Genomic DNA, 24,316 nt, shown 5'->3' on the forward strand with positions numbered 1-24,316 from the left:
AATCCGGACGAAGGTCCGTACGAGGAGTCGGTGCGAGAAGTCGGTGCGGTTGCGAGAAGTCGGTACGAGGAGTCTTCGGTACGAGGAGTCTTACGAAGGGCCGTCGGCGAACGGCCCTGGTGAAGAGCGGTTACGAAGAGCCGTGGCGCAGGTCCTCGAGGGTCGCCGCCGGGCCCGGGAGCTCGGACCGCGCCGGCGCCTGCAGCCCGTCGAGGAACAGCTGCAGATGCCGGTGGACGAAGCGGTCCATGTCCAGGCAGCCGGTGCCCGGCAGCGGCCGGCTGAGCTGGGAGAGGGCAACCATCAGGTCTCCGACGGCGACGTCGGCGCGGAGCCTGCCCTGTTTGCGCGCCTCCCCCATGAGGTCCTCGACGGCCTCTTCGAGGCGGTCGCGGGCGGCGAGCAGTGCGGGGTGGTTCCTGTCGAAGCCCTCGGAGAGCATCGGACACAGCGCCCCGATCCGCTCGTCGGCCGCCGCGTGCACGAAACGGCGCAGCGCGGCGAAGGCGTCGGCTTCCTCGGCGAGCGCCGTCTCGGCCTGGCCGGTGATCCGTTCAGTGACGGAGAGGACGACCTGCCGGACGAGTTCGGCGCGGTCGGCGAAGTGGCGGTAGACCGTGGCGTTGCCGACACCCGCGCGCCGGGCGATCTCGTCGAGCGGCGCGTCGGCGCCCGTCTCGACGAGCAGCTCCCGGGCCGCTGCGACGATCCGCTCCCGATTACGCAGGGCGTCGGCCCGCGGGCGGGCGGCGCGCCGGTGCTCCTCGGCGCCTTCGGTGGCGGCGATGTCCACGGCTTGCACTCCCCTTCCTCTCCCTCTTCCTCAACCCAACCGGGGAAGCTCTCCCCGTTTTGCAGACACACGTGCAAACGGGGAGGTGGTCCCCGGTTATTTCGGCGCCCGATGTGATGTGCATCACACCCTCTCGGGCGAGAAACGCACGTTCGGCGCACCCGGCGCGCGCGTCCGTCCCGGCCGTCACAGGGTGATCGCACGGAGTGCAGATCGGGCCCGGCCGACTGCCGCGGACCCGGAAGGCGCTCGGATGCCGCAGACCCGCCCCCGGATACGCAGGCCCCGTCGCACCAGCACGTGCATCGCCGCCACCGCCCTCGCCCTCGGGGTGACCGCCACGGCCAGCACCGACATCACCGGCCGGCGGCCGCCGGCTTCCGGGCCGGCGGCCGCCGCCGACGAGGCCGCCCTCGCCCCCTGCCGGATCAGCGGAACCATGGGCGTGCAGATGTCGGAGGGGTTGCCGACGCCGCCCGGCTACGCGCGGTCCACGGGGGAGATACGGGCGCTGAACCTCATGATCGATTTCTCGGACGCGCCGGGGGAGGGCAAGGCTACGGACCGGCTGGCGGAGTTCTTCCCGCAGACCGTGGAGTGGTACCGGACCAGCTCGTACGGACGGCTCGTCTACCGCCCGGAAACCCCGGTCAAGGACTGGATACGGATGCCGCTGGAGTTCGTGGCGTACGGGATCGGGCGCGGCTCACCGTACGAGCCGGGCTACCGTCGGCTCGTCGAGCACCTCGTCGCCGCCGCCGACGAGGACGTGGACTTCAGCGCGTACGACATGGTCAACGTCCTGGTGACGCCGAACGCCGGGCCGTCCGCGCTCGACACCGTCCTGTCCGTCACCTTCTCCGGCAACGCGGACGCGCCCCACGCCGACGGGGTCCCGCTCTCCAACACGTCGTTCGTCTACAGCCGCCAGGACGACGGCTCCGGTTCGTACGAGGAGACCGGCTACCGCGTCCTGCCGCACGAGAACGGCCATGTCTTCGGGCTTCCCGACCTCTACACCTCCGACGGCGGCGGGGCCGTCGGGCACTGGGACATCATGTCCGAGGACTGGGGAGCCAACAACGACCTGCTCGGCTGGCACAAGTGGAAGCTCGGCTGGCTGGACGGCAACCAGATCAGCTGCGCGTCCGTACCCGGGGTCAGCGACCACGTCCTGACACCGCTGGCCACCAAGGGCGGCACCAAGCTCGCCTTCATACCGGTGTCCGAGACGGCCGGTTACGCGGTCGAGGTCCGCACCCGCGCCGGCAACGACGAGGCGGTCTGCAAGCCCGGGGTGCTCATATACCGCGTGGATTCCGACATCGACACCGGCCAGGGGCCGATCACCGTCTCCGACAGCGAGGCCGAGAGCGGCGGCTGCACCCGGCAGCCCAATGTGCACGTGGAACTCTCCGACGCGCCGTACCGGCCCGGCGACACGTTCATCGACGACGAGCACCAGATCAGCGTCTCGGTCGTCGGCGAGCTGCGGAACGGCAGCTACCAGGTCCGCGTCACGCGCCCGTGAGACACCCCCTTTGGCGCCTCACCCGCCCGTGAGCTGCCGGACCACCTCGCCGCGCAGTTCGCGCTTGACGATCTTCCCGGTCGGGTTGCGGGGCAGGACGTCGTCCCGTACGAGGACATGTGCGGGCACCTTGAACGCGGCCAGGCTCCGCCCCACATGCGCGCGCAGCTCCGCCGCCCCGGCCGTGGCCCCGGGACGCAGCCGCACCACCGCGGCCACCTCCTCGCCGAGCACCGGGTGCGGGACGCCGAGCACGGCCGCGTCCACGACGTCCGGGTGGTCATGGAGGACGCCCTCGACCTCGACGCAGTACACGTTCTCGCCGCCGCGGACGACCATGTCCTTGATCCGGTCGACGATGCTCACCCGGCCGCCGTCGTGGACGGTCGCCAGGTCACCGGTGCGGAACCAGCCGTCCCGGAACGCTTCGGCGGTCGCCTTCTCGTCCCGCCAGTAGCCGCGCACCAGCGCCTGCCCGCGCAGCCACAGCTCACCGACCTCCCCCTCGGGGAGCTCCGCGCCGTCCGGCCCGGCGATCCGTACCTCGGTCGCCGGTGTGGGCAGCCCGACACTGCGGGGGTGGTTCCGGTACGACGCGCCGAAGTTGGCCAGCACTCCGCCACTGGTCTCGGTCAGTCCGTAGCCGTTGCGCGGCTCTACGCGCTCCCCGAAGCGGGCCGTGATCCGGGCCACGAGGTCGGGCGGGGCCGCCGCGCCGCCCGTGTTGAGCATGGTCAGCGTCTCCAGGCCGTCACCATCCCGTTCGGCGGCGTCGAGCAACTGGAGTGCGGTGGCCGGGACACCGCCGTAGTGGGTGACGCGGTGGGCGCGGATCGCCCGGAGGGCCTTGTCCGCGTCCCACTTGCGCAGCAGGACGAGCGCCCCGCCGGCCGCCATCGCCGCGTACAGCCCGGTGAAGGCGGCCACATGGAAGAACGGGAACGTCATCAGGCTCACCGGCGCGGGTCCCTGGCCTGGGATCTGCCCCCTGCCGAGGGCCGAAAGCGCCGCCAGGTAGCGGGGGTTCATGGCGGCGCCGGCCTGCGCGAGGTGGGTGGCGACGGCGCCCTTCGGCCGCCCGGTGGTCCCCGAGGTGTAGATGATCGTGGCGTCGTCCTCGGGCCTGACGTCGACGGCGGGCGGGGCGAGCAGCGGATCGGGGGCGGGCAGCTCCTCGTACCGCTCGACGCGTTCGCCGACGCCGTCGCCGATGCCTCCGCCGTCGGCCCCGTCGTGGTGGAACACGACGGTCCGGGGCGGGTCCTGCTGCCGGCGAAGCCACGGGACCACCCGGGGCAGCCGCTCCCCGTCGACGAGCAGCACGCGCGGCTCGCAGTCGTCGAGGGCGTACGCGAACTCCTCGGCGGTCCACCAGGCGTTCAGCGGTACGGCGACCAGTCCGGCCAGCTGAGCCGCCCAGAAGGCGATCTGCCATTCGGGGTGGTTGCGCATCGCGACGACGGCGCGGTCTCCGGGCACGAGCCCGTACACGTCGACGAGCCGGCGGGCGAGGGCGGAGGCGGCCGCGAAGAACTCGCCGTAGCTGTACGTCCGCTCCTCCCCCACCAGAAACGTCCGGTCCCCGAACGCCCAGGTGGTCTCGACGAACTCGCGCAGGGTGCGCGGCCCGTCGGCGTACTCCGGCGAACCGTCCGCCGCCCGCACCACGGCGAAGGGCGCGCCGGCGGCGGTCAGCCGGGCAGCGGCGGCGGCGAGGTCGGTGTGGTGCACGGGAGTCTCCTAAGCAAGTGCTCAGCTGCCCGGGACGCTAACCCGCACCCTCCCCACCGTCAACATTCAGTCCTCCCGGAGAACGACCACGTACCTGTCGTCGTAGGGCTTGCTCTCGTCCTCCGGCATCAGCAGAAGCGACAAGGTGGAGCGTTCGCCGGCGAAGCGGACGTCGACGGAGGCATCCTTCTCCCCCAGTGTGAAATCCGCCGTGGCCGGACGCTGGGCGGCGTCACCCCAGCGGGCCACCCAGCGCTTCGCGTCGTTCTTCGTCTCGCCCTCCTCCCTGGCGAATTCGACCAGGCCGTCGGCGTCGCGGGCCTTGAGCCGGGCCAGGACGTGCTCGGCGGTGGCGAGGCTGCCAGGGGTGGGGCGCCCTGTGACGGTCAGCTCAAGTTCGTTGATGCCGTTCTTGGTGCGCTCGGGGGTCTTGTCGGTCGAGAACGCATCGCAGCCGCCGAGCAGGAGCACGAGCGCTCCGGCCAGCCACACCGACCTGCCTGCCCGCCTCAACTGCGCTTCCCCGGCCGAATGATGCTGATAGCGCTCAGCTTCTTGTTGTTTTTGAACCACTGGCTCAGTGTCGTGTGATGGACTCGGCCGTGCTGGGTGATGGTGATTTTGTCCCCCTTGCCTCCGGTGACGACGCCCGTGTGGTTCCACGCCTTGGAAGAGGTGTAGTAGCCGAAGATGACGTCACCCGGCCGGGCGTCGTACCGCGAGATCTCGCGGCCGCCCCTGTGTTTCTTCAAGTGCTGCCGCAGATTGGCCGCGGCGGCCCAGGTGTAGCTGTCGAGCCGGATCCAGCCGATGTTGTTGCGGAACCAGCGCGACTCGTTCTTGCGACCGCCCTTGCGCTGCTGCATCTTGCCGCCCCAGTGCAGTGCCTTGGAAACGAAGTTGGCGCAGTCGGTGTCGTAGTCGTACTTGATGTTGGCGTTGCGCTTGGCCCAGTTGGCGGTGCCGTTGCCATCAGGAGCGGCGGCGAACACTGCGGCGAGCTGCATCGCCGTAGTGGCGGGGGCGGGCTCGTCGGCGAGCATGCCGTCGGCGTCCAGCTTGATCGGCAGGACCTCCTCCTCGGCGATGTCCTCGACGCTCTCCTCCGCGGGCGGTGCCACGCTGGCGTCCCGTACCGCATCGCCCGTCGCGGGGAGGGTGACCTCCACGGCGGCGTCGTCGGCCTCCATGCGCAGGATGCCGTCGGCGAAGACGAAGCGGCCGGGCAGCTCGCCCTCCTCCGGCTCCTGGGTGCCGTCGGTGTGGGTGAGCACGCTGCGCTCGGACACGGTGCCGCGTACCACCACGGTGTTGTCGGGGCCGGGCCCGGTCAGCACGTCGTCGAAGGCCGTGGTGACGTCGGTGAAGCGGCGCTCGTGGCGGGCGTACGCCTCCCGGCGGCGGTTCAGCTCGGGCAGTTGCTGCGCGAGCAGCTCGTGGAACATCGCGCCGTGCGGGCTGCTCGCGGCGGCCTGCTCGACGGTGGTGTACGTGCCCTTGAGGACTCCGGCGCGGGCGGCGAAGTAGTCCCGCACCGCCTGGGCGTAACGTTCCTGCCCGGCGACGGCGACCGGCTTGGCCGGGGCGGACACGGCCGCCTTGGACGTGCCGTGTGCGGAGCCGGCGGTGACCGTCACCGTGTGGTCGGCGCCGTTGGTGAGGCCGCCGAAGACGGCGCGGGTGTCCTCGGTGGTGGTGCGGGCGACCTCGGTGCCGTCGCGGTGGACGACCACGGTGTAAGTGAGGGTGTCGGTGGCGGCGCCGGGGTCGGTCGGCGGGTTCCAGGTGGCCAGCAGGCCGCCGTCGGCCGGGACGGCCTTGAGCTTCTCGGGGCCGCCGGGGGCACCGGCGGGGATGTAGGACACCGTCAGCACCGGGCGCAGCGCCGGGTCGGCGGCGCGCGAGGAGTGGTAGACCACACCGGGCGCGGCGGTGTTCTCGTCGCCGAGCTGGAGGCTCAGGCCGTGGTTGTCGGTCCCGGACAGCCAGTCCGCGACGAGCGACCCGAGGTTCAGGTCACCGAGCGCGGTGGGCAGTTCGTCGTCGGCGAGCAGCGGCTCGTCGTTGGCCGCGGCGGCGAGCGCCTGGCCGCTGTGGGAGGCGTCCCACACCTCGGCGAGGTCGCGCACGGTGGCGGCGGGTTCGGTGCAAGTGATCTGGTCGTTCTCGCCCGGGCAGTCGGCCCGGTGCAGTGTGAGCCGTGCGTCGGTGACCCGGGCGCCGGCCGGCACGGCCGACAGGTCGGCCTTGAACCAGCTGCGCCAGGCGGTACCCCCGGGCGTACCGACGCGCAGCGTGCCGTCTTCGACGGCCGCGCACGGGCTGTCGCCGCAGTCGGTGGCACCGACGGGGGCAGAGGCGTCGCGCAGGGCGGCGCCGGATATGTCCACGGTGCGCACCTGCGGGACCGGCTCGGCGGCCGGGGCCTTGGCGGTGAAGGTGCGCTTGGGCGTCCACGCCGAGCACGCCGTGTCACTGCAGGCGCGCACGGCCCACTGGTAGGCGCGCCCGGGCACGAGGGTGTCCTCGGGGATCACCGTGGCGACGCGGCTGCCGCTCTCCTCGAAGGACGGGGGCAGCTGCAGGCCCGGCAGGGGCGCGCCCGAGGCGTCGAACAGGGCGAACTCACCGCGTACGTACTCGCGATTGCCAGTCGTCAGCACACCGGACAGCAGCGGCGTAGAAGTGTCCTGGGCACCCTCCTGCAGTGCGCTGGGCACGTCCGGTACGGGCAGGACAGCCGGCTTGGGTCCCATGCCGAACTGGTAGGCGGTGACGCCGGAGAGCAGGCCGCCGGAGTCGACGGTGCGGGCGTGCAGGATGTGCCAGCCCCTGGTGGGGTTGATCTTGACGGTCTGCGGCTTGCCACCGGTGCCGGCGAGGTCGTTCACCTGCTGAGGGGTGTGGGGATCGTCCAGCCCCCAGAGGAAGCCGCGGCCGTCGGACGAGGCCGTGGTGAGGGTGCAGCTGATCTCACCGCTCTTGTCGGTCCACGCGTCGCGGGGGAAGCCGGCGCAGTCGATCTGCGGCGCGGCGGGCTTGCCCGTGTTCACCCGGAAGGGCACGTAGCCGCTCCATGGGCCGTATGCGGAGCCGTCATGGGCGCGCGAGCGGACCCGGTAGCCGAACGAGCCGAGCTTCTTGTCCTCGGGGAGCGTCAGCATGGCGGTGCTACCGGAGGCGACGGCACCGCTGGTGCCGGTCCAGGCGTAGGTGCCCGCGTCGTTGAACGCCGGGTCGGCGGTGACCTCGAACTGGGCCCGCACGGTGCCGCCGTCGGGGTCCGCCACGTTCGCCGAGAAGGCGGGGGTCACCGAGGTCGCGTAGGTGCGCTTGTTGAAGGTGTTGTACGACGACGGGGAGAGCGCCGTGGAGGTCGGCGTGCCCGGCGGGTTGTTGTAGGTCACCGACAGAATGGGCACATTGGTGGCCGCGTTGCGCGAGTTGAACCGCTTCCAGGCGTAGGGATCCGTCTCGTCGGCGGCGCGGATGCCGAGGGTGTTCAGGTCGTACGCGTTGGCCCCCCAGGCGCGGGTGAGGGTGGTGATGTCGGCGGTCACCCAGCCGTCCTCACAGCCGGTACCGAAGCCCTTGGTCTGCGTGGACGTCGCCCACTTGCGGTTCCAGGAGGGCTGCGCGGTCCAGCGGCTGGCGGTGCTGGGAGTGCTGGTGTCCCACACCTCCCAGTCGCGCGGCTGGCAGGACCACGAGTGGTGGTTCCACAGCCTCAGCGTGGCCGACTTGACGTCCTTGCCCTTCACCGCACGGGTGTCGAAGCGAATGAAGGAACGGGCGACCTGCCCCGAGCCGTTGTTGCCGAGCTTGAGCTCGGTAGCGGTGGACTGGTCGGTGGTGTAGCCCTGCTGCACGAAGGTGGTGAACGTGGTCAGCAGACCGACCGCCGGGTCGATCGTGACTGGGAAACGGGTGGCTGCGTCTGCCAGGAACGCCGCGTCCGGGGTGAGGGTCAGGTCGATCCGGTCGCCCTGCTGGGCGACGGACATCGCGACGGGGGCGCGGTGCGGGTACTCCCCGGAGCGTACGTCGGTGCGCGCGTCCCACATCACGGGCGCGGGCAGGGTGCCCGCGGGCTTGCCGGTGCGTGTGTCGGTGAAGGTCACCCCGCCGTCCGCGTCCGCCTTGGCGGTCAGGCCCTTCGCGGTGAGCGTCATCCGCAGGGTGCCGGCCCCGTCCACGGCCCGGCGGGAGTTGAGCACGAGGAACTGCTCGAAGCCGGTCCGGGTGGCGGAGACGACGAGGTCGGCGTGCGGCAGCGCGCCCGGATACGTCGCCCGGGTGCCGTCGAGGCGCGGGGAGGGCAAGGCGCCCCGCCAGCCCAGCTCGACTCGCTTGCCCTCCGGCGAGGTGAGTGACACCAGCGGTGTGGCGGCGGCGACGGGCGCGGCGGCGCGCAGCCGGCGGGCGGCCGAGGCATCGGCCCGCGCGGGCGTGGCCCTGCCGAGGGTGAGGTCCAGCGGGTGCGCCTTGGCCTCGACGGTGCCGTCGGCGGCCTTGGCGAGGCGGATGTCCACGGGGGTCCAGGACCCGTCGTCGGCGCGGAACCGGACGGGGCCGGCGGCCTGGTCCTCCGTCAGCGTGCCGTCGGGACCGGCCCACAGGGTGCGGGTCTCGGTTCGGGCGTCGGTGACCTCGACGCGCTTGCCCTCCAGGCGTGCTCGGAGGAGCGCCGAGGTGATGTCCCCCTTGGCCTGCGGCGCGCCTGTGGGCCCGTCGGCCCCGGCTGCGGTGGGGCCTGCGGTGGTGGTCTTCGTGGTGGTGGTCGTGGTGGTCGAGAGCGCGGCGGCCGGTGCGGCTGCGTCGACGGCCAGAAGGCCGGAGAGTGCCAGAGAGCCGACCACCGGCCATCTGAATCTGGACATACGTATGCCAGGCAAGGAATTCCCCCCGTAAGGAAAGCTGAAAAGTCGGCGCAAGTGTAACGGGCAGCCGGCGCTCCAAGTTAACGGGTGTTCACGCTGGTCAAGGGGTGTTGAGGGCCAGGTCGGTGAGGGTATGGACGGCCGCCGGATACCCCATGGATGAGTCCTTCGCCGACGCATGGGGACAGCTGAACGCGAGAATGCCGAGGTGGGTCAGCCCCGGCTCGCGGGACCTCTACATCGAGGAGGACCGGGTCTGCGAACTCCGGACCACTGTCGACCGAGCACCTCCGGCGGGTCCCGCCCGAGACACCCGCCGGCCGACGGCTCAAGCACTTCCGCCGGGACAGCGGATCCAAGCCGTGATCGAACAGCGCCTCGCTCCCCGCCCCTCAGCGCCGGCCATCATCTCGCCCTCACTCCGTTCCGGCAGGGTGCGCCAGTCGGGTCTCGTTAGCGATCAAGCGGCACCCGCTACACTGTCGGCGGTGGCCCAGCCCTCACCGGTCAAGCCCCACCCTGTCGGCAGGCGGTCTCAGACACGTTTTCCGACAGATCCCCGCCTTCGTAGCTCAGGGGATAGAGCACCGCTCTCCTAAAGCGGGTGTCGCAGGTTCGAATCCTGCCGGGGGCACAACGCATTACCACTCTGACCTGGGGTTTCTCCCCCAGGGAGGCGCTGCACTCGGCCTCGGACTCCTCGTCCGGGGCCGTTTGCGTGAGCGGTGCGTGAGCGGTGCGTGAGCGGACGGGGAGTTGATCTCCCGAATATCGCCCGACGGATCAGCATCATCCGGCACGGACTCCGGGTCGGGCTTCTCCGCCTCGTCGAGCTCTGGCTCCGCTTCGGGAGCGGTGTTCTCGGAGGTGGCGCGGGCACGCGGTACGAGCCGGGCTGCGGCCTCGGCGATCGCCAAATCCGCCTCGGGCAGCAGACTCGTGTACGTGTCGGCCGTGATGGTGATCGAGGAGTGGCCGAGCATCTCCTGGATGTCCTTGAGGTCGGCCCCGGCCGCGTGGGCCAGCGTTGCCGCACCATGGCGAAGGTCGTGGAGCCGGACCGGCGGAAGGCCGATCTCCTCGTACAGCTCGATGAACCGCCGTGTGACGTTGGCGGGGTGAAGCATCTCGCCGTTCTCCTGGGTGAAGACGCGGCCGGTCTCCACCCAGGCGCTCTCCCACTCCATACGGCCCTTGTCCTGCTGGGCGCGGTGCCGTCGCAGGGCCTGGACCGTGTCGGAGTCCAGCGCGATGGTGCGTGCGCCGGCGTCGGTCTTGGGTTCATCCTCGTACACCTCCCAGCCGTCCACGACGAGTTGCTTGGCGACGGTGATGAGACCGGCGTCCAGGTTGGTGTCGGTCCACTTCTGCCCGCACGCCTCGCCCCGCCGCAGCCCGCGGAACGCAATCAGGTGAAACAGCGCGTACAGGCGGTCCTCCTCGACGTGGTCGAGGAAGAGGCCGGTGTGCTCCGGGGTCCAGACCATCACCGAAGAGGGCTTCTCGCCGGTGCGCTTCCAGTGAAGGATGCGCTCCTCGGTCCACACGAGCGCCTTGGGGCGCTTACCCGCCTCCAACTCAACATGGGCGGCAAAGTTGAAGGTGATCAACTGCTGTGCAATCGCTGCGTTCAGCGCGGCCCGCAGCGTGGAGCGGACGCGCTGGCGCGTCGCCGGACCGACGATGCGGCGGTAGGGCTCCATCTCGGCGATGGCGGCCTTCATCGCCTTGCGACGGGCGCGGGGCTCGCGTCCCTTCCAGGGAATCTGTGCGAGGTCCTCGAACGCCCTACGGCGCGCGGCGTTTCCCTCGGCGATTTCGACGTTGGCCTCGGCTATAGCCTCGAACGCCTCCGACAGGTGGGTAACCCGAAGGCGGTCCAGCCGCAGGTGTCCGATGCGTGGGCTGGAGGTGAACACGAATGTTGCTCTCATCTCGGCTGATCGCGCTCTGCCGCCCCTTCTTGCCCGCCAGCCAGATGTCCAGCCACTCGCCCACGGTGAGACGGCTCGTCAGATCCAAGCCATGGCAGAGGCGTCGTCGCGTCGACTCGATGTCCGGCAATGGGGCCTTCTCGTCTGCCACTTTCTCCAGCGGCTCAGCGATCTGAGCCAGCCCATCGGCATCGTCCGCGTCGGGGAGGCCGACGAGGCACCTGATGTGGTCGAGGTCGGCCTGGGCGGCCTTGAGACCGCAGAGCCCGCGGACCGCCCTCGGCCCACACGCGCCGCCACCGCTGTACCGACCGGACGCTGACGCGCAGCTCCCTTGCGATCGCCGCGCTGCCCTCACCCCGGGGCGAATCGCTCGGCCGCCTGGAGCCGTAACCCCTCGCGGAACTGCTGCCGTTCGGCAGTCAGCCCGCCTCCCTGTGGATACCGCACACCCTGGTGATACCGCAGAAGACGACGACCCGTCAGCCCCTACGAACCCACGAGTTCAAACTCAGTAACTGAACGACGGGCCCGGCCCTTTGTGCTGAGTGAGCCCGCTCGCCCTCGGGCTGGCCGCAACAGGAAAGTTATGCGGCTGTAAATCGCCGTTCATGGTTCGCGTGGGACAAGTGTGCAAGCAGGGGTGGGCACAGGGGACTTCCCTGCTCCGGGATCCCCGCCGAATCGGGGCGGACGCCGCCCCTCCGGGCGGTAGCCGCAGGCAGCCTAGGGGCGCGGCAGCTCCGGCCGCCCTGCGGAACAGGTGCCTCCGGCTTGTTCTATTCCGGAACTCGAGCGACCCGTTCCGGGCAAGTGGCCATTCTTGAACGACGATTTCAAGCCAAGTTCAAGTGACGCCCATCCTCCGCGTCCGGCCGGAGTTTCGTCCTGCGCGGTAGAGGTGAGGCGGAGGGCGAGGGTACCCGGTACCCCGGAGTCCCCTTTGTTGGCCACGCTTACGAGCCGACCCTGTGCGCTCCGTGAGGATCGGTGGTGTGACCACGCGTCATGGGCGTGGGTGTCAACAAAGCGAAAGGCCCGGCTTTCGCAAGTACGACCGTCGGCCAGCCTTTCGCGGAACGCGGGGCCGCGAGGCGAAGATCGTGAGTAGGTTCTGCCGCGACGCCGCCGCACCCTGGGCAGGGAGCCCACACGGGGAATAGCGGTGCCAGGGATGCATCCACATCCATGACGACAACCACGCTCGGGTTCCAGGTGGAGCCCTACACGCCGCACTGCCAGGTCATTGCCGAGGAAGGCGCGCACGCCGTCATCGGCATCAGTCCCGGCAACTCCTACTTCTCCCACCAGCGGATCCTCGATCTCGCCCAATGGGGTCTCGACAACTTCGAGCAAGTCGACCTGATCTATACCGACTTGTATGTGGGCGAAATGTACGAAGCCCTCGGGTATACCGCCGACGATGCCCGACGGAAGGCCGTGAAGAACCTCCGGGGTGTCCGCGCCAAGGTCACCGCCGCCGTCGCCGACCTGGACCCCTCCGGTACGCGACTGCGCGGCCGGCCCATGTCGGCGCTCCGCGACATCCCCGAGTACCAGCGCATCCACGCGGAGTTGACCGGTCTGCTCGACACCGACCCGGCCTTCCGCGAGACGTGCAACGCCCTCGTCGACATCTTCCTCTCCTCGAAGGTGCTCGATGGCAAGGCCCCCACCCCCCTCCAGCGCCAGGTGTGCATCGACTACGTGTGCGCCGAGGCCCCGCTGTTCCTGGACACCCCCGCCATCATGGGCGTCCCCTCCTCGCTGAACTGCTACCACTCCGCACTGCCCATGGCCGACCTGCTGTACGCCCGCGGAGCCGGCGTGCGCGCGTCCCGCAACCAGGGCCACGCCATCGTCACGCCCGCCGAAGGAGAGCACCGATGAGCACCACCGAGACGATCCTGGACTTCCCGTTCACCTGGGACGGGACCCAGCTGCCCACCGAGGTACAGGAGTTGGGCCCCATCACCAAGGTCCGTACGATCGCCGGGGCCGAGGCCTGGCTGGTGTCCTCGTACGAGCTGGTCAAGCAGGTCCTGGAGGACGACAACTTCAGCCTGAAGGACACCTCCAACCCGGGAGTGCCGCGCCAGTACGCGCTGACCATCCCGCCGGAGGTGGTCAACAACATGGGCAACATCACCGGCGCCGGGCTGCGCAAGGCCGTCATGAAGGCCATCAACCCCAAGGCCGCCGGCCTCCAGGAGTTCATGACGGCCCACGCCGAGGAGCTGGTCGAGACCATGCTCAAGCGGGGCGCGCCGGTGGACGTCCGGACCATGTTCACGGACCCCTTCAGCGAAGCCATGCACTGCCACATCCTCGGCATACCGCTGGACGCGGCGCCGGCCCTGGCCGAGTCCCTGCCGGTCGCCTTCATGAACTCGGCGACCGAGATCCCAGCCGCCCGGCTCAACTGGGACCGGGACATCGCCTACATGACGGACCGTCTGGACGACACCGAGGGCGGCCTCATAGGCGACCTGGCCAAGCTGCGCGGCACCGAGGAGTACGCGCACGTCTCCGACGAGATGTTCGCCACCGTCGGCGTCACCCTCTTCGGCGCGGGCGTCATCTCCACCGCCGGCTTCCTGGCGATGGCCCTGGTCACCCTCCTCACCCACCCCGAGGAGACCGAGTACCTCGCCGCGCACCCGGAGATCATGCCGCAGGCCGTGGACGAACTGCTGCGCATCAACCTGTCCATCGGCGACGGGCTGCCCCGGCTGGTCATGGAGGACACCGTCCTCGGCGGCCAGGAGGTCAAGGCGGGCGAGCTGATCCTCGTCCTGCCGGAGGGTGCGAACTTCGACCCCGCCGTCTTCCCGGAGCCACACCGCCTGGACTTCACCCGCAAGAACTCCTCGGCGCACTTCTCCTTCGGCGGCGGTTCGCACTACTGCCCCGCCACCGCGCTGGGCAAGAAGCACGCCGAGATCGGCCTGACGGCCCTCCTCGCCGCCATGCCGAAGCTGCGGTTGGCTGTGCCCGTCGAGCAGCTCGTCTGGCGCACCGGCTTCATGAAGCGGCTGCCGGAGCGCCTGCCGATCATGTGGTAACAGCCTTACGCACCACCACCCGACGGGGTCCCGGGCCGCAGGAGCAGCCGCCCGGGGCCCCTCCCCGGTGGACGTCGGCGCAACAGGCCCCCGTGACCGCTGCCCCGGTTTCCGTCAGGGGATCTGCTGGTCGTAGCCCTTGTCCTGGTCCGAATCGTAGGTCTGCTTGCCCTGGGCGCCGTAGCCCTTGATCTGCGGGGACTTGGTGACCGCGCGCTCCAGGATCCCGGTGGCCGCGAACCAGCCGTGGTTCAGGGGCGCCTCCACGGTGGTGCCGCCGTAGGTGACCGTCACCTTCGCGACCCCTGGCCCACCCGGCCGATGCTGCTCCAGCGGTACGGCAGTTTCCAGGGCCCTTCCATGCTCAGCCGCTGGAGGTAGAACTTGGTACGTAACGGCTGGTCCTGTCAGGTCCCGGCCCGCCGGGCCATCGAGCGGGACGACGACGCGGTCGCAGGGTGGGTCAAGGAGGTGTGGCCCTGCGCGGAAGACTCGCGGCGGCCCGTGGAGCCTGGCTCGTCTTCGAGGACGAAGCCGGCTTCTCCATGACGCCGCCGCACGCCAAGACCTGGTCGCAGCGAGGCCGCACCCCGGTGGTGCGAGTCCGCGGCCGCTCCCGCAGACGGATATCGATCGCCGCACTGACCTGCTACAAGTCCGGCCACCGGTCCCGGCTGATCTACCGGCTGACCATCAGACCCACCTGAGACCACACGACACCACGAGTTCAACCTCAGTAGTCTGCACTACATTCAGCTCCCGCAGGCTGGACCTGGACACAGCCAGCGCGTTGCCCATGTGCCGCAGATCATGAAATTGCGTGTTCTCGGCAACGCCTGACTTCGTCCTGGCCTTGATCCAGTCGTCACAGAAGTTGCTGCGGCACAGCCGACCGGGCTCCGGTCCGAGGAAGACGTGTCCGTCGCGCAAGTCGCCCCCGGCAGCCGCCACAAAGATGTCTCGCTGAAGCGGAACACGGAACATCACTCTCCGGTGCAGGTCAGTGCAGTCCTCGCGGCTAAAACGCCCCTCAGTTGTGGGCAGACCCGAAATACTTGACGCCTGCCGACAACACCCAGGTGGGAACGTGGCCCAGCTCGAACTCGAAGTGGTCACGGACGATGCACCCGAGGCAGCCGCCTTCGATCCGGCGCGACTGATCGCGTGCACTCGCCCGCCTGCGGTTCGCCGGCTCGGCTTGCTCTGCCTCGGGCAAGCCGAGCCGGCTACTCACCGACCGGACACGACAGGCCGTAGACGCGGCGCACCGCGATCCGCTCCAGCTTCTGCATCCCCGCGTCCTCCCCGACCTCGGAGTCGCAGGCGGTGCCGTGTCCGGACTGCGGGGCGCCGTCGGTACGGCGCCACAGCCGATATCAGCGCCGCCTCGCGGACGGGGCGGTCGGCGGGCGGCAGGTGTGCACCGAGCTGACCATCCGTCGTCTGTTCTGCGATGCGCCGGGGTGTCCGCGGGTGACGTTCGCGGAGCAGGTGGGTGTGGGCTGACCGTGCGCCACGGACGGCGGACGCCGCAGCGCAAAGCCTCCGCGAGCTTCTTGTAGCACGTCACGGTCGCTGCAAGGCCGAGGAACGCGAGGAAGTGGCTTCCCTTTCGCTCGTATCGGACGGTGAGGCCGGGTCCTGTCGTTGCCGGGGCCGGTCGTGTGGTGCTGTTGCGGCATCCCGGTGATCTCGACCTCGCTGTGCGCAGTCCCGGCACGCCTTGTGTGCCAGCCTCCGGCGCATGCTCGTGAACCGCTCTGCCGTGCTGTTGATCAGTGCTGCTCTTGCTGCAGTCCCCGTCGCCGCCGCCGGAGCCGCGGAGCCGGATGCGGCGTCTCCGGCCGGCACCGTGCGGCAGGACGGCGCGGTCCGCAGCGGCGGTTCGGCCGTGGCCCGCGCCGAGGTCGTCCTCTATCGGGCAGGGCAGGAGCGGGGAGCACCCGCCACCGTCCTCGGCCGGGCCAGGAGTGACGCCGGGGGGCGGTTCACCATCTCGTACCAGCAGCCCCGGGAGCGCAACGCGGTCCTGTATCTGCTGGCCGATGCGGGCGGCCGCCACAAGCCGGTCCGGTTGGCCACTGTCCTCGACGGGCCGCGCCGGACACCGCCGCGGGTCGTCGTCAACGAGCGGACCACCGTGGCGGCCGCGTACGCCATGGCCCAGTTCACCGACGGCCGCGACATCGCCGGTACGTACCCCGGCCTGCAGAACGCCGCCGCCACCGCGCAGAACCTGGCCGACGTCACGACCGGCAAGATCGCCGCCGTGCTCGCCGCGCCGCCGAACGGCAGCGAGACCTCGACCTTGCGCGCGTTCAACTCGCTGGCCAACACGCTCGCCGGATGCGTCGCCGGCAAGACCTGCGAGGAACTGTTCCGCCTGGCCCGCCCAGCCGGCGGGGACCGGCCCAGCAACACCTTCCGGGCCGCGCTCGACATCGCGCACAACCCTGGCCGCCATGTGGGCGGGCTGTACCGTCTGTCGCTTCGGGAGCGGTTGTACACGCCCGCGTTGACCGCCGCACCCGACGCCTGGACGCTCGCCGTGCGGTACGACGCCGACGGCCGGACCATCGACGGCCCGGGCAACATCGCCTTCGACGCCCACGGCAACGCCTGGGTCCCCAACAACTACATCTACAACCCCGATCCCCGGGAGCCCACCTGCGGCGGCGACTACGTCATCAAGCTGACCCCCACCGGAGAGAACGCACCCGGCTCCCCGTACCGGGGCGGCGGCCTCTACGGGGCCGGATACGGAATCACCCTCGACCCCAAGGGGAACGTCTGGGTGGGCAACTTCGGTTTCCAGGGCACCGGCTGCCCGCTCGACCCCGACCCGCTGTACCGCAGCGTCTCCCAGTTCCGGCCTGACGGAACGCCGCTGTCGCCGCCCACAGGGTGGCGGTACGGGGACATCATGCAGCCGCAGGGAACGGTGTCGGACCGGCGCGGCAACATCTGGATCGCGAACTGCGGCAACCGCAGCGTGACCCGTGTCCCGCACGGACGCCCCGACCACGCCCGCAACATCGCCTCACCGTCCGGCGGCCTGATCAAGCCCTTCTCTGTCGCGATCGACACCCGGGGCCGTGCCTCGGTGACCGGCAACGGATCCGACAACGTGCTGCGGCTCTCACCCAAGGGCGCCCCGCTCGGATACGTCAGCGGGGGCGGCATCTCCGCACCCATGGGCAACGCCTCGGACAGCGTGGGCAATGTGTGGGTGGCCAACTCGGGACTCGTCGACATCCCCTGCGATGGCACGGGAGTCCTGCCGCCCGAAAGCGGCGCTCTCGACCAGCGGGACGGCGCTGCCGAAGCCTCCGTGACCATGATCCGCCCCGACGGAACCACGCCGCGCCACCCGTACGAGCGCGGCGGTCTGTTCCTGCCGTGGGGCATCGCCGTCGACGGCGACGACAACGTCTGGGTCTCGAACTTCGGCGGGCAGCGCGTCGCGCACCTGTGCGGCGCCCGGCCGAAGACCTGCCCCTCCGGCCACCGCACCGGAGACCCCATCTCCCCGGCGTCCACCGGCTACACCAGCGACGGACTGGTCCGCAACACCGCCGTACAGATCGACCCCTCGGGCAACGTCTGGCTCACCAACAACTGGGAGACGGTTCCTCTGCAGACCAACCCGGGGGGCCACGAGGTCGTGGTCTTCGTCGGCATGGCCGCACCGGTACGCACCCCGCTGCTTGGAACGCCGGGAAGTTAGCCAACGCCAACGCCGTCCGGCGGACCTGCTGCGCTCCAGCGTGCCAACGGTCTGCACGGCACCGGCCCCTCGGCGATCTCTTCGGGCGTAGAATTCGCGTATATCCGGGGAGGCGTCATGCGCCGCACCATAGGAATCGGGCCATTCAGTTTCGGGATCGGCCGCAGCCGGAGCTCAGCGGTGGACGGGCCGGTCAGTCGCGATCGGTTTGCCGTTGACGTGGCTGAGGGCCTGATGGGTGTCGGGGTTCCATTCAGGCGCGGGTGCAGCGCCTTGGGGTTCCGAGTCATCGTCACCGACACGGAGACCGGCCGACGGCAGTATGTCTCCGAGAACTACACCCACGACCTCGCGCACGCAGACGGCGAAAGGTACATCACCAAACTGGTCACCGGTAGGAAGAGAGTGAAGTAGGTGACGTGACGCGGCCGCCGCGAGGACGACATCATGCTGCAGGGCGCGCAGGGCGACATTGCAGTCCCCCGTCTGATCATTGAGTTCCACGCGACGTCGTTGCGGTCGTCGGCATCCTGGCCATCCTTGGGCCGCAAGCCCGCCTGCGGCTGGGGTGCCGCGCCTTCGAGCCCGGTGAGTCAGAGGTGGGGCCGCCGTGTCGCCTTCTCCCCGGCGGGGCGGGAGCCCCGGCGGGCTCTGCGGCGGTGGAGCATCAGGGCGGTGAGCAGCAGCAGACCGAGCACCACCGTGATCCCCGGCACACCGATGCTGTTCAGGCTCTCCGCTATCCACCGTTGCACGGTGCCCGCAGCGTCGATCACGGGGTCGGCGACGCTTCCTCCGCGCAGGATACGGATCTCGTACCAGCCGTAGTAGGCCACATACGCGCCGACGAGGAGTAGCAGGCCGCCTCCGAGACGGGAGGCGACAGCGCCGAGGCGGCGGAGCCGGCCCACCCGTGCGGTTCGAGTCAGCGCCACAGTGAGGGCGGCGGCGCCGACGATCACGCCCATACCGGCTGCGTACGCCCCGAACAGCACCACACCCTCGGCCGTGGATCCACTGCGGAACGCGGAGACCACGATCGCCAGGAACGGTGCGATGGTGCAGCCCAGCGAGGCGATGGCGTAGGCGGCGCCGAAGAGGGCCATGGAGGGGAGAGAGCGGGTGACGGCGGGGGCGCGGCGGAGTTTGGGCAGCAGGGCAGGCAGGGTGCGTCCGGCAAGGAGCCAGGCGCCGACGAGGGCGAGCAGCGTGCCGAAGCCGATGGTGAACCAGGGCAGATGCTGCTGGACCTGACCCGCGACCGGGGCGACGGCGAGGCCGAACAGGGCGAATACGGCGGTGAATCCGGCGGTCATGGCGGCGGTGGCGGCCAGGGCCCGGCCGACCGCCGCGGTACGGGTGGGTGAGTCGTCGCCCAGGACAAGTATCGACAGGTAAGCGGGCAGCAAAGCGAATCCGCACGGGTTGACGGCGGCGAGCATGCCCGCGGTGAGCGCAAGGGCGAGGGGCAGGTCGGTCACGGGTGCTCAGCCGGTGAGTCCGGCGACCTTCTCGGCCAGTCCTTCGCCGCCGGGCAGGACGCCTTCGTAGACGGTCTTGCCATCCTTGTCGAGGATGACGTAGCGGCTCTGCTCGGTGACCTCGAACCGCTTCCATACGTCACCTGCCTCGTCGGAGAGGTGGGGGAAGGCGCCGGTCTTGGTTTCGGATACGAAGTTCTTCATGGCGGCGTTCTTGTCGAGGCCGGCGACGCCGATGACGTTGGCCTTGCCTGCGTAGTCGGCGGCGACCTTCGCGGTCTCGCTGGCCTGGGCGCGGCACTTGGGGCACCAGGGCGCCCAGAACCACAGCACGGTGGGCTTGCCCGCGAGGGTTTTACCGTCGAAGGGCTTGCCGTCCACGGTGGTGCCGGTGAACTTCAACGCCTCGGGCACCTCAGCCCCAGCAGTACCCGTCTCGCCGGCGTCGGAGGGGGTGGTCTGCTGCGCGGGTGACGATGCCTTCGACGACGCGGCCCCCGGGTCACCGGCGGAGTCGGAGCCGCCGTCGGTTCCGCATCCGGTGGCGGTGAGCAGGGCTGCAGTCAGGACGGCAGGGAGGAGGGTGCGGGCGCGCATGGAGGACTCCTGTGTGTCGGGACCGATGTGACTGTAGATCCACCAGGCCCGCTGGGTGTGTGGTGGCGGTCTTACGGTTTGGTGACGTCAGCCCGCGGCGTCCTTGAGCCGGGCGGTGTCGAGGACGGTGATGCGGCCGCGGGCGAGGCGGAGCAGCCCTTGGTCAGCGTAGTCGCGCAGCACTTTGGTGCAGGTTTCGCGGGAGGTTCCGGCGAGGGCGGCGAGCTGTTCGTGGGTGAGGGCGATCTGTGGGTGGCGTCCGCCGGGCCGCAGCGGGCTGCCTGCTCCTCCTGCAAATCCTGCCGGGGGCACAACGCGCTAAGCTGCTGACCTGGGGTTTCTCCCCAGGGAGGCGCTCTATTCGGCTTCGGACCTCTCGTCCGGGGCCGTTTGCGTGAGCGGTGCGTGAGCGGTGCGTGAGCGGGCGGTCGGGGAGTTGATCTCCCGAACATCGCCCAATGGTTCAGCACCATCCGGCACGGACTCGTCGGCCTCGCCGGGCTGGGCGCCCACCCCGAGCCCGGTGTCCTCGGACGTGGCGCGGGCGCGCGGTACGAGCCGGGCCGCGGCCTCGGCGATCGCCAGCTCCGCTTCGGGAAGCAGACTCGTCTACGTGTCGGCCGTGAAGGTGATCGAGGAGTGGCCGAGCATCTCCTGGATGTCCTTCAAGGTCGGCCCCGCCGCATGGGCCAGCGTTGCGGCACCGTGACGCAAGTCGTGGAGCCGGACCGGTGGGAGACCGATCTCCTCGTACAGCTCGTCCTGCTGGGCGCGGTGCCGTCGCAGGGCCTGGACCGTGTCGGAGTCCAGCGCGATGGTGCGCGCGCAGGCGTCGGTCTTGGGGTCGTCCTCGTACCTCCCAGCCGTCCACGACGAGTTGCTTGGCGACGGTGGAAACAGCGCGTACAGGCGGTCCTCCGCGTCCCGCTGTTCCTCAACCAGAAGCTTCAGATACCCCGTGCGGCGGTCGAGCCATGCGACCTTCTTGCCGTCCGACTGATTCACGTAGAGCGGTCGTGTCCGTAACGCTTCCATGCGGAGACCTGTAAGCCGCTCACGCGCCCCCGTTTCGCATCCCATCAGCTTCCAACGACCATGTGACCAGGACCGGAAACAGCGAGCAAGACGGCCTCATGTTGTGACTGAGCGCTGTAGATGGACCGTGAGCGTTTTGGTTGGCTGCCGTTGCTGGCTCCCGGCGGCGTGAGGGGCCCGGGGCCTGATGTCAGCGGCCCCGCGTACGGTCTGCGGATGGATGATCAACTGAACCCCACTCCCTCGATTCACGACTTCGCGACTTGGGAGCCCGTACTGCGGCTCCTGCGGGCGGAACATACGGAGCGCCTCGCCGACCCGGGTGGTCGCGTGGTGGGTTGTATCGGCCAGGGTGGCTGGAGCGTGCCCCTGGAGCGACGGTTGCCGCCGCTGGGCCGAGCCGCCCAGGTGGATGACATGCGGGACGAGTACGACGCCGTGGAGCGGGTGCGCGACGCTCTGGCGAAGGACGGCATCGAGGCCGTTTCGTTCGCGGTGGAGATCGAGCCGGCGGGGAGGACCCTGCTTCACCTGCTCGAGCCCAGCCCAGCCGTGGAGTCCGGCATCGGCCCGCATCCGGGGGCGCTCGTCCTGGTCGAGAACTCGCTTCCCGAGCCCTGGCATCGCCTTCCCGATCCTGCGCCCGAGGCGGTGCCGGCGCCGTCGGCGGACCCGGCGGTGCTGGAGCAGACGCTCCGCGAACGGCTGCCCGGCGCCGTCGGCGCCACGGAAGCCGAGATCGCCGCGGCGGAGTCGCGCCTTGGCATAGCCCTGCCCGACGAGCTCAAAGCGCTCTACCGGGTGACACGGGCGGACTGGGAGGACTGGCGCGGCGACTACGAGGCGGCGCGCCGCCATTCCGAGGCGGTCCGCTGCGAACTCTTCGGCTTGAAGGACCTGTACGTCGCCGAGGCGGCGACGCGCTACTGCCTCTGGCAGTTCGCGGCGATGGATGCGGTCGACGTGCGGCCCGACGCCGTCGTGCAGGGGCTGGTTGGCTCACCGGGCTGGATCGTCTTCGGTGACAACGGAGGCGGCGACCGGCTGGCCGTCGATCTGACACCGGGCCCCCGCGGACACACCGGACAGGTCATCATCCTCTCCCATGAGGAGAGCGTCGGCGCCGCGCTCGTCGCCGACTCCCTCACCGACTTGGTGCTGGACCGGCCGGGCGCGGAACCCATTAGCCAGGAGGTTCAGCGGCCACCGGCCGTGGCTTGGGTCAACACATCGAGCCTGCGGAGCATCGAGGAGGCCGTCCACCCCGGCCTGGAAGTTCTGTCCGTCGGCGTGTGGGACGGTCCGCCGCTCAGCCTCGCGCCGCTGATGGGGCTGCCGCGGCTGCGGACCCTCACCGCCTACCCCGGCACGCTCGCCGACGTACTGGAGATCGCCGAGCTGACCGGGCTGGAGTACCTGGAGCTCGCGCCGCAGGAATGGCGCGTCCTCCTCGATGCCAAAGCCGTCCCCCGCGGCCTGTCGGCGGCTGCCATCGAGGCACGCCAAGACGAGGACCCGCTGGCCATCGCGGACCTCGCCAACGAACTCCTTGCCCTCTGGGACCGGCCCCCGATCATCCGGACCGTCGTCGAAGGCGACCTCGGTCCCGTGGCGTAGGCGGCGGAGTCGCACGGACCGACGCCGTCCAGGCCGGCCGGGGGAGACGATCGCCGCCCAGGTCCCACCCGATTCCCAGCCACTGCACCCTTTCGCTGAGCGCCGTAGTTGGCCGTACGCGCCAACTGCGGCGCTCAGTCACACATTTCTACGCTGAGCATGCCGGTGGTCGAGATTGGGTGCTTCCTCCATCTCGCTCCCAATCGCTGCATGAGTGGCAGAGCACGGCCCAGAGAGGCCCGGCAGCAAGCCCCGGCCGCCCTGTCATGCGTGCGCGATGCGTGAGCGGACGTTCCGGCATGAAGTGTCACGAGCGGGACGGAGCACGACGCCCCGTTGCGCTGACTGACCAGGCAGGACAGCATCACGCGGCAGCTTCGGGCGCCACCCGGCAAGGATTCGATCCCACTCCTGAAGCGGGTGCCGCAGGTTCGAATCCTGCCGGGGGCACAGAGAGCAGGGCCAGCTCAGGGGAGGTTCTCTCCCAGGCTGGCCCTTCGCCGTTTCAGACGCCGTGCCACACGCGTGCCATTACTTCCGTATCCCCGCCCCGGGCGGCCCGCCCGCACACGGACGGGAAGGGGCACAGCAGGTCGCCCGCCACGAGCTCATGTCGAGTATCGGATGGTCTGCAGGAACTCGCCAGACCCGTCGTCGAGCATCCAAAACGACCAGCCATTGCGATTTGGGTTGACGCCCGGCTTGTAGTGTGCCACCACCGCCCGGGCCGCCCCAGTGGGTGTCTTGAAGCCTTGCCCGGCAAGCGGCCCCGACGTGATGTCGATCCGCTTCGTGTCCCGGTCATAGCTGCCATGGGTGCGATGACCTTCATAGTCGACGTACACGTCGACCTTGCGCTCCGCCTCCGCATCCTCCTTGCCGGTGGTGGCTGGCGCAGAGGGCGGCACGCTTGCGGTTCTCACGAGCCGAGCGACGACCTCACTTGCAGTGGTACCGCCCATGCGCGCGGCGAACTCGATAGAGCGATACGTCTGTTCATCAACCTCAATGGTTGGGCTCATGCCCTCTCCCCACTTGCCAGTCGGTGTCGGTCACCCCACACTAGAGCGAACAGAGGAAGCAAAGCAAGTAAAAGAGAGAGTTTAGAGAGTTCTGCGAGGCGAGCGGCAGGCGGGAAGCAGACAGAAGAGCCAGCTCAAGAGGGGCTCTCTCTCAAGCCGGCCCTTCGCAAATCAAGGGGGCTTGCTCCGCTCGCCGCCCAGTCCCCGGCTCACCGCCGGTCGCGCGACTAGAGCGAGCACCATGACGAGGTACAAGAGGGCCGGCTGGGGCTGGTCGGCTCCCCTCCGGACCTTGGTTCACCTAGTGACCGTAGACGTGCCCCCGTACCAGGGGGTCGTTCTCCAGGATGAAGTCCGAGACTTGCCAGAACTCATCCAGCCGAGGGTGTTGCAGGGCGGCTTCACGGTCGAGCTTGAGCCCGAAGAGCGGCCCATCGGGATGAGCTAGTCCAGCGGTTACCAATGTGGAGGCGGGCTCGGTCTGGCCAACGACGGGACCGACGCGGCAGGCGAAGGCAACGTGATCGTCCCATCTGTCCGGCCCTTCGCCCCACGTACCGAAGACCACGTCTATCCACGCGTCGTGGTCTCGGTCGGTGTGGTGGAAGCAGTCCGCGAAGTACACGGCGTGTGGTGCACCGTCGGTATAGATGAAGTCCCAAGCCCGCTCAATCGGGGCATTGCAACAGTCGCACGTGAACTCGCGAGTCTTGCGGTCGGGACCAAGGGTCAGCGGCATGCCGGCCATCATGCTGGATGCGGCAATCAGTGCTCCTGGCGGGTCGGCGAACCGGCTCCCGTGCCACAACCGCGACAGATCGAACGGGGACCACGGAGAACAGCGGCTGCCAGCGGGGCTCAAGCGCCGCAGGCACCGAGGTCAGCGTTACCCAGGTCAGCGCC

General features: G+C 69.8%; 17 protein-coding genes, 1 tRNA gene and 4 pseudogenes. 9 read left to right on the top strand and 13 right to left on the bottom strand.

Going from position 1 to position 24,316, the window contains the following annotated elements; genetic code table 11:
* Positions 1-130: 130 nt before the first annotated feature.
* The gene (locus ACWV17_RS25635) at positions 131-802 is read right to left on the bottom strand and encodes a TetR/AcrR family transcriptional regulator (RefSeq protein ID WP_455361572.1); all 672 of its coding nucleotides are present in this window, start codon (positions 800-802) and stop codon (positions 131-133) included.
* A 244-nt stretch (positions 803-1,046) separates the two neighbouring features.
* On the opposite strand from ACWV17_RS25635, the gene ACWV17_RS25640 reads away from it, so the two are divergent.
* Positions 1,047-2,324, top strand: coding sequence for a M6 family metalloprotease domain-containing protein (locus ACWV17_RS25640; protein WP_455361573.1), 1,278 nt, complete (start codon positions 1,047-1,049; stop codon positions 2,322-2,324).
* Positions 2,325-2,342: 18 nt separating this feature from the next.
* Here the strand turns inward: ACWV17_RS25640 and ACWV17_RS25645 are convergent, their stop codons facing one another.
* The 3 genes from ACWV17_RS25645 to ACWV17_RS25655 form a co-directional block, all read right to left on the bottom strand.
* Positions 2,343-4,055, bottom strand: a complete 1,713-nt coding sequence (locus tag ACWV17_RS25645; RefSeq protein WP_455361574.1) for a class I adenylate-forming enzyme family protein — start codon at positions 4,053-4,055, stop codon at positions 2,343-2,345.
* 66 nt (positions 4,056-4,121) lie between these two features.
* Complete coding sequence (locus ACWV17_RS25650; protein WP_455351215.1) at positions 4,122-4,568, bottom strand: hypothetical protein; 447 nt, start codon at positions 4,566-4,568, stop codon at positions 4,122-4,124.
* Positions 4,565-8,935, bottom strand: coding sequence for a DNRLRE domain-containing protein (locus tag ACWV17_RS25655; RefSeq protein WP_455361575.1), 4,371 nt, complete (start codon positions 8,933-8,935; stop codon positions 4,565-4,567). Before ACWV17_RS25655 ends, ACWV17_RS25650 begins: the two co-directional genes overlap by 4 nt.
* 561 nt (positions 8,936-9,496) lie before the next feature.
* Here ACWV17_RS25655 and ACWV17_RS25660 point away from each other — a divergent pair.
* Positions 9,497-9,569, top strand: a tRNA-Arg gene (locus ACWV17_RS25660).
* A 50-nt stretch (positions 9,570-9,619) separates the two neighbouring features.
* Here ACWV17_RS25660 and ACWV17_RS25665 read toward each other — a convergent pair.
* Both ACWV17_RS25665 and ACWV17_RS25670 read right to left on the bottom strand, forming a co-directional pair.
* A pseudogene (locus ACWV17_RS25665) lies at positions 9,620-11,137 on the bottom strand (site-specific integrase); the annotation flags it as partial.
* Positions 11,100-11,319: pseudogene (locus ACWV17_RS25670) on the bottom strand (helix-turn-helix domain-containing protein); the annotation flags it as partial. The pseudogenes ACWV17_RS25670 and ACWV17_RS25665, both read right to left, overlap by 38 nt.
* A gap of 738 nt (positions 11,320-12,057) precedes the next feature.
* Between ACWV17_RS25670 and ACWV17_RS25675 the strand changes: the two are divergent.
* Both ACWV17_RS25675 and ACWV17_RS25680 read left to right on the top strand, forming a co-directional pair.
* Positions 12,058-12,759 carry a tRNA-dependent cyclodipeptide synthase gene (locus ACWV17_RS25675; RefSeq protein ID WP_455351210.1) on the top strand — a complete coding sequence of 234 codons (702 nt, stop codon included), beginning with the start codon at positions 12,058-12,060 and terminating at the stop codon, positions 12,757-12,759.
* Positions 12,756-13,934 (top strand): cytochrome P450, encoded by a 1,179-nt coding sequence (locus ACWV17_RS25680; protein ID WP_455361576.1) that lies wholly within the window; start codon positions 12,756-12,758, stop codon positions 13,932-13,934. The genes ACWV17_RS25675 and ACWV17_RS25680 overlap by 4 nt, the downstream gene beginning before the upstream one ends.
* Before the next feature lie 114 nt (positions 13,935-14,048).
* Here the strand turns inward: ACWV17_RS25680 and ACWV17_RS25685 are convergent, their stop codons facing one another.
* Positions 14,049-14,228, bottom strand: a complete 180-nt coding sequence (locus tag ACWV17_RS25685; RefSeq protein WP_455351208.1) for a hypothetical protein — start codon at positions 14,226-14,228, stop codon at positions 14,049-14,051.
* Positions 14,229-14,318: 90 nt separating this feature from the next.
* Between ACWV17_RS25685 and ACWV17_RS25690 the strand changes: the two are divergent.
* The 4 genes and pseudogenes from ACWV17_RS25690 to ACWV17_RS25705 all read left to right on the top strand — a co-directional run.
* Positions 14,319-14,620 (top strand): annotated as a pseudogene (locus ACWV17_RS25690) (IS630 family transposase); the annotation flags it as partial.
* 637 nt (positions 14,621-15,257) lie between these two features.
* A pseudogene (locus tag ACWV17_RS25695) lies at positions 15,258-15,463 on the top strand (transposase family protein); the annotation flags it as partial.
* Positions 15,464-15,678: 215 nt separating this feature from the next.
* The gene (locus ACWV17_RS25700) at positions 15,679-17,661 is read left to right on the top strand and encodes a Vgb family protein (protein ID WP_455361577.1); all 1,983 of its coding nucleotides are present in this window, start codon (positions 15,679-15,681) and stop codon (positions 17,659-17,661) included.
* 117 nt (positions 17,662-17,778) lie between these two features.
* Complete coding sequence (locus tag ACWV17_RS25705; RefSeq protein WP_455361578.1) at positions 17,779-18,075, top strand: hypothetical protein; 297 nt, start codon at positions 17,779-17,781, stop codon at positions 18,073-18,075.
* A gap of 179 nt (positions 18,076-18,254) precedes the next feature.
* Here the strand turns inward: ACWV17_RS25705 and ACWV17_RS25710 are convergent, their stop codons facing one another.
* From ACWV17_RS25710 to ACWV17_RS25725, 4 genes are all read right to left on the bottom strand, one after another.
* Positions 18,255-19,142, bottom strand: coding sequence for a cytochrome c biogenesis CcdA family protein (locus tag ACWV17_RS25710; RefSeq protein WP_455361579.1), 888 nt, complete (start codon positions 19,140-19,142; stop codon positions 18,255-18,257).
* 6 nt (positions 19,143-19,148) lie between these two features.
* Positions 19,149-19,739 carry a redoxin family protein gene (locus tag ACWV17_RS25715; protein ID WP_455361580.1) on the bottom strand — a complete coding sequence of 197 codons (591 nt, stop codon included), beginning with the start codon at positions 19,737-19,739 and terminating at the stop codon, positions 19,149-19,151.
* 87 nt (positions 19,740-19,826) lie between these two features.
* Positions 19,827-20,051 (bottom strand): helix-turn-helix domain-containing protein, encoded by a 225-nt coding sequence (locus ACWV17_RS25720; protein WP_455351202.1) that lies wholly within the window; start codon positions 20,049-20,051, stop codon positions 19,827-19,829.
* A gap of 297 nt (positions 20,052-20,348) precedes the next feature.
* Positions 20,349-20,744: a site-specific integrase gene (locus ACWV17_RS25725; protein ID WP_455361581.1), complete on the bottom strand. Its 396-nt coding sequence runs from the start codon at positions 20,742-20,744 to the stop codon at positions 20,349-20,351.
* 246 nt (positions 20,745-20,990) lie between these two features.
* On the opposite strand from ACWV17_RS25725, the gene ACWV17_RS25730 reads away from it, so the two are divergent.
* Positions 20,991-22,391 (top strand): SMI1/KNR4 family protein, encoded by a 1,401-nt coding sequence (locus ACWV17_RS25730; RefSeq protein WP_455361582.1) that lies wholly within the window; start codon positions 20,991-20,993, stop codon positions 22,389-22,391.
* 608 nt (positions 22,392-22,999) lie between these two features.
* Here the strand turns inward: ACWV17_RS25730 and ACWV17_RS25735 are convergent.
* Together ACWV17_RS25735 and ACWV17_RS25740 are read right to left on the bottom strand one after the other, a co-directional pair.
* Positions 23,000-23,413 (bottom strand): hypothetical protein, encoded by a 414-nt coding sequence (locus ACWV17_RS25735; RefSeq protein ID WP_455361583.1) that lies wholly within the window; start codon positions 23,411-23,413, stop codon positions 23,000-23,002.
* Between the two features lie 301 nt (positions 23,414-23,714).
* Complete coding sequence (locus ACWV17_RS25740) at positions 23,715-24,152, bottom strand: hypothetical protein (RefSeq protein ID WP_455361584.1); 438 nt, start codon at positions 24,150-24,152, stop codon at positions 23,715-23,717.
* Between the last annotated feature and the right edge of the window lie 164 nt (positions 24,153-24,316).

Source organism: Streptomyces mabaensis, from assembly GCF_053763515.1.